Annotated in this window: 7 protein-coding genes; 3 read left to right on the forward strand and 4 right to left on the reverse strand. The window is 68.2% G+C overall.

What is annotated here, in order from left to right:
• Nucleotides 1-89: 89 nt before the first annotated feature.
• Complete coding sequence (locus KJ554_08910; protein ID MBU0742452.1) at nt 90-1,259, reverse strand: D-alanyl-D-alanine carboxypeptidase; 1,170 nt, start codon at nt 1,257-1,259, stop codon at nt 90-92.
• A gap of 177 nt (nt 1,260-1,436) precedes the next feature.
• On the opposite strand from KJ554_08910, the gene KJ554_08915 reads away from it, so the two are divergent.
• Entirely contained in the window at nt 1,437-2,990 is a 1,554-nt protein-coding gene (locus tag KJ554_08915; GenBank protein ID MBU0742453.1) for a tetratricopeptide repeat protein, read from the forward strand.
• 554 nt (nt 2,991-3,544) lie between these two features.
• Here the strand turns inward: KJ554_08915 and rocD are convergent.
• Complete coding sequence (gene rocD / locus KJ554_08920; GenBank protein MBU0742454.1) at nt 3,545-4,741, reverse strand: ornithine--oxo-acid transaminase; 1,197 nt, start codon at nt 4,739-4,741, stop codon at nt 3,545-3,547.
• A 533-nt stretch (nt 4,742-5,274) separates the two neighbouring features.
• On the opposite strand from rocD, the gene KJ554_08925 reads away from it, so the two are divergent.
• Nucleotides 5,275-5,604 carry a transcriptional regulator gene (locus tag KJ554_08925; protein ID MBU0742455.1) on the forward strand — a complete coding sequence of 110 codons (330 nt, stop codon included), beginning with the start codon at nt 5,275-5,277 and terminating at the stop codon, nt 5,602-5,604.
• On the opposite strand, the gene glgP is transcribed toward KJ554_08925, so the two are convergent.
• Entirely contained in the window at nt 5,605-7,725 is a 2,121-nt protein-coding gene (glgP, locus tag KJ554_08930; GenBank protein ID MBU0742456.1) for an alpha-glucan family phosphorylase, read from the reverse strand.
• 100 nt (nt 7,726-7,825) lie between these two features.
• Complete coding sequence (locus KJ554_08935; protein MBU0742457.1) at nt 7,826-8,386, reverse strand: methylated-DNA--[protein]-cysteine S-methyltransferase; 561 nt, start codon at nt 8,384-8,386, stop codon at nt 7,826-7,828.
• A gap of 67 nt (nt 8,387-8,453) precedes the next feature.
• Here KJ554_08935 and KJ554_08940 point away from each other — a divergent pair.
• The coding region (locus KJ554_08940) for a methyltransferase domain-containing protein (protein ID MBU0742458.1) at nt 8,454-9,232 on the forward strand (779 nt) is incomplete at its 3' end.

Consider the following 9,232-nt stretch of genomic DNA (forward strand, 5'->3'; position numbering starts at 1 on the left):
TGTGCGGTTGATGTGTAACGTGCCGGAAATACACGACGTACAGCGAAGCGGATTGTTTCATCCTCGCCCGGCGTCCGGAACGGCCTTCTTCACCGCTTGAAGAGCCTGTCCCAGAACCCGCCCTTCTCGACGTCTTCCGACACCATGAGATCGACGGCGCCGAGGTCGTGCCCGTCCAGCTCGGCGACGGCGCGTCCCACGACCTCGCCCGCGGGCAGCGGCGCCTCGATCCTGTCGGGCAGCTCGTAGCGGAACACGACCTCGTCGCTACGGTCCCTGGGCACGCCCACGACGAGCGGCTCCGCGAAGGCCAGGGGCGCACGCTGCCACCTGCCGCCCTTGACGGCGACGGTCTCGGCGCACACGCCGCCGGCCGCGGCCACCAGCGTGAGCTTGGTGTAGGTGTCGAAGCCGCGGGCCAACAGGCGCGTGGTCTCCAGGCCGCGGTTCTCGTCGGTGGAGGCGCCCATCACGACCGAGATCAGCCTCACGCCCTTCTGGGTGGCGGCGGCGGTCAGGCAGTAGCCGGCCTGGCTGTGGAAACCGGTCTTGATGCCCTCGAGGCCGCGGAAATTGCCTACCAGCGGATTGGGGTTGGTCAGGATGAATCGGCCGTCGCGGAAGGGCACCTGGTCGCTGACCGCCCAGGCCAGCGCCTCGGGATGCGTGCTGAGTTCGCGGCCGAGCAGCGCCATGTCGTAGGCCGAGGAGAGGTCCGCCTCCTGGCGCCATCCCGGAGGCAGGCCGTGCACGAAGTGGAATCTCGTATCGTGCATGCCCAGGGCCCGTGCGCGGCTGTTCATCAGATCGACGAACGCCTCCACGCTGCCGGCCACGTGCTCCGCCAGGGCGACCGCGGCGTCGTTGGCGGAGTGGATTGACAGCGCCAACAGCAGCTCGTGGACGGTGAATGACTCGCCCTGCTTGAGGTAGACCTGCGAGCCGCCCATCTTGCTGGCCTTGGCCGAGACGAGCACCTGATCGTCGCTGCCGATTTCACCCTCGGCCTCCAGCTCGAGCACGATCAGCTCGGTCATCATCTTCACCATCGACGCCGGCGGCAGCGGCTCGTGCTCGTTCTCGGCGAAGAGCACTTCGCCGGTGCGCGCGTCCATCAGCACGGCGGCCGCGTAGTCGCCCGTGACGGCTTCCGCGCCGGCGGCCGCCGGCGCGAGCAGGCCCGCGAGAACGAGGAACAGGATCGGCGCGAACATCGGCATGGTGCCGAACGTAAAGTCAGGGGCATCCGTGCGGAACATGAGGCATCCTTTGCGTTGCGGGATGGCGCGTCGGGCGGAAGCGGGCCGGTCAGCGGAACTTATCGCCGCCCCCGCCCGGCTGTCAAGGCGACCCTGCCGTCTGCGCGCGCCGGACGTCGGAGTTTCCTGCTTGTTCCGCGGCGCATGGCGAGTTTCAATGGCCGGGGAGACCGAGACATGCGACTTGCGATACTGCTGGCCGGACTGATCGCCGCCGCGGCGCTCCCGCTCGCCGCGGGCTGCGGCGGCCGGGCCGTTCCTCATGCCAGGTATACCGACGTCTGGGTCAGCGAATCGCCAGACGATTCGCTCGGCCTCGCCGCTTTCCTGAAGCTGCCGCCCACAGTGGCCGCGTCCCGCCGTGTGCGGGCCGGGCATTTCCTGGTCAGGGCCTCCCGCGCCCCCGACACGATCCGACGCCTCCGCTGCCTGTCCACCGCGGCCGGTCTGGCGCCGGACGATCCCGCCACCTGGATGGACCTGTCCGAGGAGACCTCGCGCCTCGGCAACAAGCTGCTGGCCCTGGATCAGCTGGACGCGGCCGAGGCCGCCATCATGTTGCTCGACGCGGAGGACCGGCGCGCCCTGCGCCTGCGTACGGCGGTGGCGCGGGCCTGGATCTCCCGCGACCGCGCCAAGTGGGTCGACGCCCACGCTTGGGCCGACAGCGCCGCACGCTATTCTCCCGCGGAGCGCGAGATCGTGATGCTGCTGGGGTTGACACGCGCCAGCCACGGCGATCTGCGCGGCGCTTTCAACATCTCCCGCGATATCGAACGCAAACACTTCTTCCACTTCGAGTGGCGCTGGATGCGTGGCATGGCGGAACTGGCCCGCGGCAACGCCGGCAACGCCTACCACTGGCTGCACGACGCGCGACCCGACGGCGACTACGCCGCCCGCTTCTACCGCGACCTGGCCATGGTCTGCGAGCGGATAGGCAAAATAGTCGAAGCCAGGCGCTTCCACGGCTACGGCTTCACGGCCCTGGGCCTGGAACCGGACGTCTGTCCGGAGCCGCGGGACGTGACGATCGGCTACGAGGTGGGCAAGGCATTGCGGGTGCCCGTCTGGACGAGCCTCGGCCGCTACTACGCGGCGGGCTCGCTCTACGGTGCCACTGTAGCCGCCGTCGACAGCTTCTACGCCGCCGCCGACGCGGCCGGCCGACATCTCTGGGCCGACCAGGCAGAGGACCTGTTGAGCATCTGCATCCGGCAGGATCTCGAGGAAGGGTATTGCCGCCGGCAGCGGGGACGGATCTTCGCCGCGATGGGTCTGGCGGAGCTGGCCCTGGAGGATATGCGCCGCGTGGTGGCCGCGCTCGAGGGCGAGGGGTGGATCGATCCGTCCGACCTCGCACTGTACGGGCATCTACTCAATACCCAGGGCGCCTATCAACAGGCGCTGCCCTACCTGCGCAAGGCCGTCGACGCTCAGCCCGACCTGGCGCAGGGCTGGAGCGCCCTGGGCTACGCCCTGTTGATGACGGCGCAGGGCGCGGCCGGGGAGCGGGCTCTCGACCGCGCGCTCGTCCTGGACCCGGATCTGCCCGAAGCCTGGTACAACCGCGGCCTCGCACACTTCCACGCCCACCGCTGGGGTGCGGCGGCGAGCGACTTCGAGCGCGCGCTGGACCTGGCGCCCGGCAATCGGGACGAGATCCTGCCGCTGCTGCAGCAGTCGCGGGGACGGGCGCGGCGGGCGGAGCGGGACGAAGGCTGGGAATGAAGCGAATGACAGTGACGAGAGATCGAGGTGGATATTTATAAGCACGCAATCGCGGCATGTCTGCTCATGGTCCACGCACCGTTGTTCACCTGCTTGGCCGATGATACGGCGCTGGTCGGCCCTGACGGTATGCATGGGCTTCCCCGAAGAGTCCTGGGGCACGAGCCGCGATGCGCCCTTTCTCACCTTCTGCTCGTACGTGGACGGTGTGGAGACCGTCGCCGTGAGGGAGCCGGGCGAACAGGTGGGTCCGGCGCCAGCTGGGCCGGCACTATCGGCGTCGCCGAGATCGTGGTCACCCTGGCGGGGGCGGAGGGTGTCGTCGAACAGACCTGTCCGCAGCCAGAGCCTCTGGAGGCGACAGGCGACGCTTATCGATGGCTCTTCAGGAATTTCACGCCCGGCCACGCGCGCAGTCCCCACGGAATCAGCATCTCATGGCTGCCCGAGGATAGATCGTCCGGGTCCACGCTCGCGATGACTCTGATCCGATCCGGGACGATAACCCGGACCGTCATCGGTCCGGGTTATCTCGTCAACGAGCGGTCCCCGGCTCAGCCCAGCGTCTTGAACACCTTCTCGATCCTCTTCATGGCCCAGTTGACGTCCTTGCGCTGCAGTGTCAACGGCGGGGCGATGCGGATCACGTTCTCGTGTGTCTCCTTGCAGAGCAGGCCCTCGGCCATGAGCGCCTCGCAGTAGGGGCGGGCCGGACGGTCCAGCACCAGCCCGATCCACAGGCCCACACCGCGCACCTTCTCGATGCTCTTGGCGTCGACGCCGCGCAGCTTCTCCATGAAGTACGCGCCCTGCTTCAGCGAGTTCTGCACCAGCCTGTCCTCGATCAGTACCTTCAGCGCCTCGCGGGCGACGGCACAGCCCAGGGGGTTGCCGCCGAAGGTCGAGCCGTGGTCGCCGGGCTTGAAGACGCCCATGAGCTCGTCGTCGGCCAGGAACGCGCTCACGGGGTAGAAGCCGCCGCTGAGCGCCTTGCCGATGATCACGCCGTCGGGGCGCACGCCCTCCCACTCGTAGGCGAACAGCTTGCCGGTGCGGCCCAGGCCGCTCTGGATCTCGTCGACGAGCAGCAGGACGTTGCGCTCCCTGCAGAGGGCCGCGGCCTTCCGGAGGAAGCCCCGCGGGGGCATGATGATGCCGGCTTCGCCCTGGATGGGCTCGACCAGGAAGGCGACGGTGTCGGGCGTGATGGCCTTCGCGAGGGCCTTGACGTCGCCGAAGGGGATGACCGTGAAGCCCGGTGTGAAGGGACCGAAGCCGTCCTTGTACTGGGCCTCGGTGCTGAAACCCACGATGGTCGTGGTGCGCCCGTGGAAGTTGCCGGCGCAGACGATGATCTCGGCCTTGTCCTTCCTGACGCCCTTGATCCGGTAACCCCACTTGCGCGCGGCCTTGATGGCCGTCTCGACCGCTTCGGCCCCGGTGTTCATGGGCAGCGCGCGGCTGTAGCCGGTCAGCTCGGTGAGCTCCCGGTAGAACAACGGCAGCTGATCGTTGCGGAAGGCCCGGCTGGTCAGGGTGCACCGGGCGGCTTGGCGTCGGAACGCGTTCAGCAGGCGGGGATGGCAATGCCCCTGATTCACGGCGCTGTAGGCGGCCAGGCAGTCCAGGTAGCGCTTGCCCTCGACGTCCTCCACCCAGATTCCTTCGGCCTTCCTGATGACGATGTCCAGGGGGCGGTAGTTGTGGGCCCCGTACCTGTCCTCCATCTCGATGAACTTCCGCGTCTTCATGTCGACCTCCGGAACGGTGAAAGTGTCGTTCAGCTCGCGAGAGCTCTTTCTATGGGAAGCGGCCGATTCCGCGATACCGCAAAGATAGGCCGCCTATTCGGCCATGAGAAAAAAAATGCGGGGGACGACGATTATTATACTTGAATAAACAAAGTACTTGGTTTATTAAAGTCATGGCGTCCGGGGATACCCAGGGAAGGGAGCCGCGGGCTGACCAGGTTTCATCGTTCCTTGAAGGTCTGTTCCGAGGGAGAATGCCGGGTCCGGATGGAGCACCGGTGAAGGCCGCGGACCCCGCCTAGCGGGACGGGGAAGGATCCCCGACCGGCTCCTCTCGGAGGCCCGCGCTGATCGGAGATCGGCGCGGCCTCCCAGCCGGGATCGTTCAGCCAGCAGGAGTCCTGCCGGCCACGCGCGATCCGACACCGGCTGCAGGACGGGCCATCCATGGGGGGCGGCGGCCGTTCCCGCCACCCCCCGCACGCTCACCAGGCCCGCAGCGTCGGGTCGCGGAGGCAAGGAGGCCTCGCCGCGTGAGCCAGTCCCCACCATCCACGGCTGCGGCCGGGGGTGGCGCGCCCCTGTCGCCTTTGATCCACGGCCGGGCGCGTCTGCTCATCCTGTCCCACCTGATCCGGGTCGGCCCGACCCCGTTCACCGAGTTGCGCGTACTGCTGAGCATGACCGACGGCACCTTGTCGGTCCATCTCGCCAAGCTCGCAGAGGGGGGGGTGGTGGAGATCGCCAAGGAGTTCGTGGGCAAGCGGCCGCGGACCCAGCTCAAGGTCACCCGCCGCGGACGCGCCATGTTCAACCGCTACGTGCAGGAATTGCGGGACATCGTCCCCGGCCTGGCGGATTGATCATCCGCCCGCCGGCAGCTTCACGTCCAGCGCGCAGGGCAGGTAGAACCGTTCTGTGTACTCGTCCACCATGCGGACCGTGCTGAACTGGGGGATCACCGCCTCGACGGCTTCGATCATGCGCTGCACCCATGCCTGGGGCAGGCCGCCTGCGGCGCGCGCGTAGAACAGGGGCACGATCTGCTCTTCGAGCAGGGTGTACAGCGACTCGGCGTCGTCGTCGTCCTGCCGCTCGGGATCGTCGTAGTTCTTGCCGTTGCCGATGGCCCAGCCGTTGTTTTCCTCGTAGCCCTCGCACCACCAGCCGTCGAGGACGGACAGGTTGAGTGCGCCGTTGGCGGCGGCCTTCATGCCCGAGGTGCCGCTGGCCTCCAGGGGGCGTCGCGGCGTGTTCAACCAGATATCGCAGCCCTGTACCAGATGGCGGGCCAGGTCGATGTCGTAGCCCTCCACCAGCACCAGTCGGCCGTGGAATTCGGGCCGGCGGGACATGCTCCACACCTTCTGCATCAGTTCCTTGCCGGGCTCGTTGCGGGGATGCGCCTTGCCGGCGATGATGATCTGCACGGGGCGCCCGGGAGCGCCGAGGATGCGGGCCAGGCGCGCGGGGTCGCGTAGCATCAGGGTGGCGCGCTTGTAGGGCGCGAAACGCCGCGCGAAGCCGATGGTCAGGGCGCGGGGGTCCAGCGACCGGGAGACGGTCTCCATGTACTCCGGCGGCGCGTGTTCGCGCCGTCCCTGCCAGATCAGGCGCTCGCGGACCATCTGAACCAGGTGCCCGCGCCGCCGCTCGTGCTCGGCCCAGAAGACGTCATGGGGCAGCGTCGGCGGGTCGTCGGCGAGATGCCGCCGGTACAGCGGATCCATCTCGTCGGCGATCCAGGTCGGCATGTGCACGCCGTTGGTGACGTGCTTGATGGGCACGTTGTTCAGGTCGCTGCCGGGCCAGAGGAAATGCCACATCTCGCGCGCGACGGCGCCGTGCAGCTCGCTCACGCCGTTCGCGAAGCGGGACAGCCGCAGCGCCAGCACGGTCATGCCGAACTTCTCCCGGCCGTCCGCGGGATCCATGAGCCCCAGGTTTACCAGCGCATCGACGTCGATCCCCATCTCCTCCGCATGGGGGCGCAGGTATTCGCGCACGTGGTCGCGGTCGAAGGCATCGTTGCCGGCGGGCACGGGTGTGTGGGTGGTGAAGATGTTGCGGGCGCGCGCGGCCGTGCAGGCGTTCGCCAGGTCGAGCCCCTGGCCGGTCATCAGACGCCTGATCTGCTCGATGGTAAGGAAGGCGGAATGTCCCTCGTTGAGGTGGCAGACGTCGGGTTCGATGCCGACCGCCGTCAGGGCGCGCAGGCCGCCCACGCCGAGCAGGATCTCCTGGCGGACCCGCGTGTCCTCGTCGCCGCCGTAGAGGTGGTTGGATATGGCGCGGTCTTCCTCGTCGTTGCCGTTGACGTCCGTGTCGAGGAGGTAGAGGGGAATCCTGCCGACGTCGATCTTCCAGATCTGCGCCCGCACCGTGCGGCCCGGATACGGCAGCGACACCACGAGTGGCTCGCCGTCGTCACCGCATTGCAACGCCATGGGCATCAGCGAGAAGTTGTTGGGGCGGTAGTCCTCGTGCTGGCGTCCGTCGAGATCGATCTGCTGGTGGAAGTAACCGAAGCGGTAGGCCAGTCCCACGCCGACCAGCGGCAGGCCGAGGTCGCTGGCCGCCTTGAGGTGGTCGCCGGACAGGATCCCCAGGCCGCCGGAATAGAGGGAGAGGCTCTCGTGTATGCCGAACTCGGCGGAGAAGTAGGCCACGCGGCGGCCTTCGAAATCGTGAACGCTCGCGTCCGCTCCTGTATCCATGTAAGCGCGGAAGCGCGCGTGGATCTTGCGGAGGGCTTCGCAGAATTTCTCGTTGGCGGCCAGGGCGCAGAGCCTGTGCTCGTTGACGGCCGCGAGCAGGGCCAGCGGATTGTGGTACACCTCGTCCCAGCGGGCGGGATCGACGTCGCGGAAGATGTACCCGGCCTGCGCGTCCCAGATCCACCAGAGATTGCGGGCCAAATCCAGCAGGGGACGCAGGGATCTCGGTAGGGCGAGCTCGGTGCCGAAGCGATCGGTGGCTGACATCGTGACTCCTGGTCTGTGCTCTTCCGGCGACTTGCCGGGAGGGTGGAAGATAATAACGACCCGACCGGATGCGCCAGTAGAGGTCTGAATCGGCTGAGTTTCAGAAGAGTTGAGCGGCTTCGAGATGATGCGTGCCCCCGAGCGTGTGGCCCTCGAGGCGAAGCAGCTGGGCCTTGACCGACAGCCCCCCGGCGAATCCCACCAGGGTTCGCTTGGTGCCGATGAGGCGGTGGCAGGGCACCAGGATGGGCACAGGATTGTGCCCGGCAGCCTGGCCGACGGCGCGCATGGCGGCCGGGCGCTTGATGGCCTGGGCGATCTCCTTGTACGTCTTCAACTTGCCGTAGGGAATCGTCCTCAGGCGCTGCCAGACGTTCAGTTGGAAGGGGGTGCCGCGCAGGTCAAGCGGCACGTCGAAGGTCTCGCGCTGGCCGATGAAGTACTCGGCGAGCTGCGAGCGCAGGTCCTCGAAGGCCGACGGATCCTCGATCAGATCGCCGGCGCACGCGTCGTCCCCGCGCGCGATGCTTTTCGCGAACGCGTTGGCGTGTGTATGATACTTGTACCCGCGCGGCAGGAATTCCAGCCGCATGAGCCCCTGGTCTCCCGCGATGGCGAGCAGGGGGTTGAGGACGGTCCGCAAGAGCGTGTAACGCAGCATCCGTTGACCTTCCCGCGTGACGGTCGGACAGGAAACGACCCGCGGATGATAGCAGAACGCCGATCCCATGAAAAGGGTCCTGACGTTGAAACTCCTGAGTTGGCACGAGCTTGACCATCATCCCGCCGTCCTGTCCGGAAACATCCTCGACATCCGGGACCGGGCGTCCTTCGCACAGGGGCACCTGCGCGGCGCGGCGTCGTTGCCCGTTCCCCCCACAGCGGAGGGCCCCGCGGCGCTCTCCGGCGCCCTGCCGGCCGTTCTTCTGCCGCCCCGGCACGAACCGCTGCTGGTCTACGGCGAGATCCCGGCGCTCGTCACGAGCGTCGTCACGTTCCTGCAGCGGCGCGGGCGCAGGCACGTCTACGGCGCCGTGCTGTCCGCCGCCGATGCGCCGGCGCGGGAATGGGTGGCCGGCGGTCGCGAAGGCGCCCTCTGGCGGCCCCCGGCCTTCCTCGCGCAGAACTTCCCCCTCCTGCCGCCCGGCGACGCCGGTCCGGTCGTGGACCTCGGCTGCGGCGGCGGCCGCGCCGCCGTGTGGCTGGCCCAGCGCAACTACGACGTGACGGCGGTGGACCACCTGGACGACGCGCTGGCCGTCGCCCGCCGGCTGGCCGATCTGCACGGCGTCGAGCTCGGGCTGCTGTGCCGCGACCTGTCGGAGCCGGCGCAGGTGCCGGTCGGGCCCTGGGCCCTGGCGATGTCCTTCCGCTTCCTCCTGCGCGGCCTGCTGCGGCGCTTGCCGGACCTGCTGCTGCCGGACGGGGTGGCGGTGGTGCGCACCTTCCGCTGGGTCGACGGCGATGCGCGTCTGCCGCGCCGGAAATACTGCCTCGACGACGGCGA

The organism is bacterium, from assembly GCA_018814885.1.
In the GTDB taxonomy this organism is placed as follows: domain Bacteria; phylum Krumholzibacteriota; class Krumholzibacteriia; order LZORAL124-64-63; family LZORAL124-64-63; genus JAHIYU01.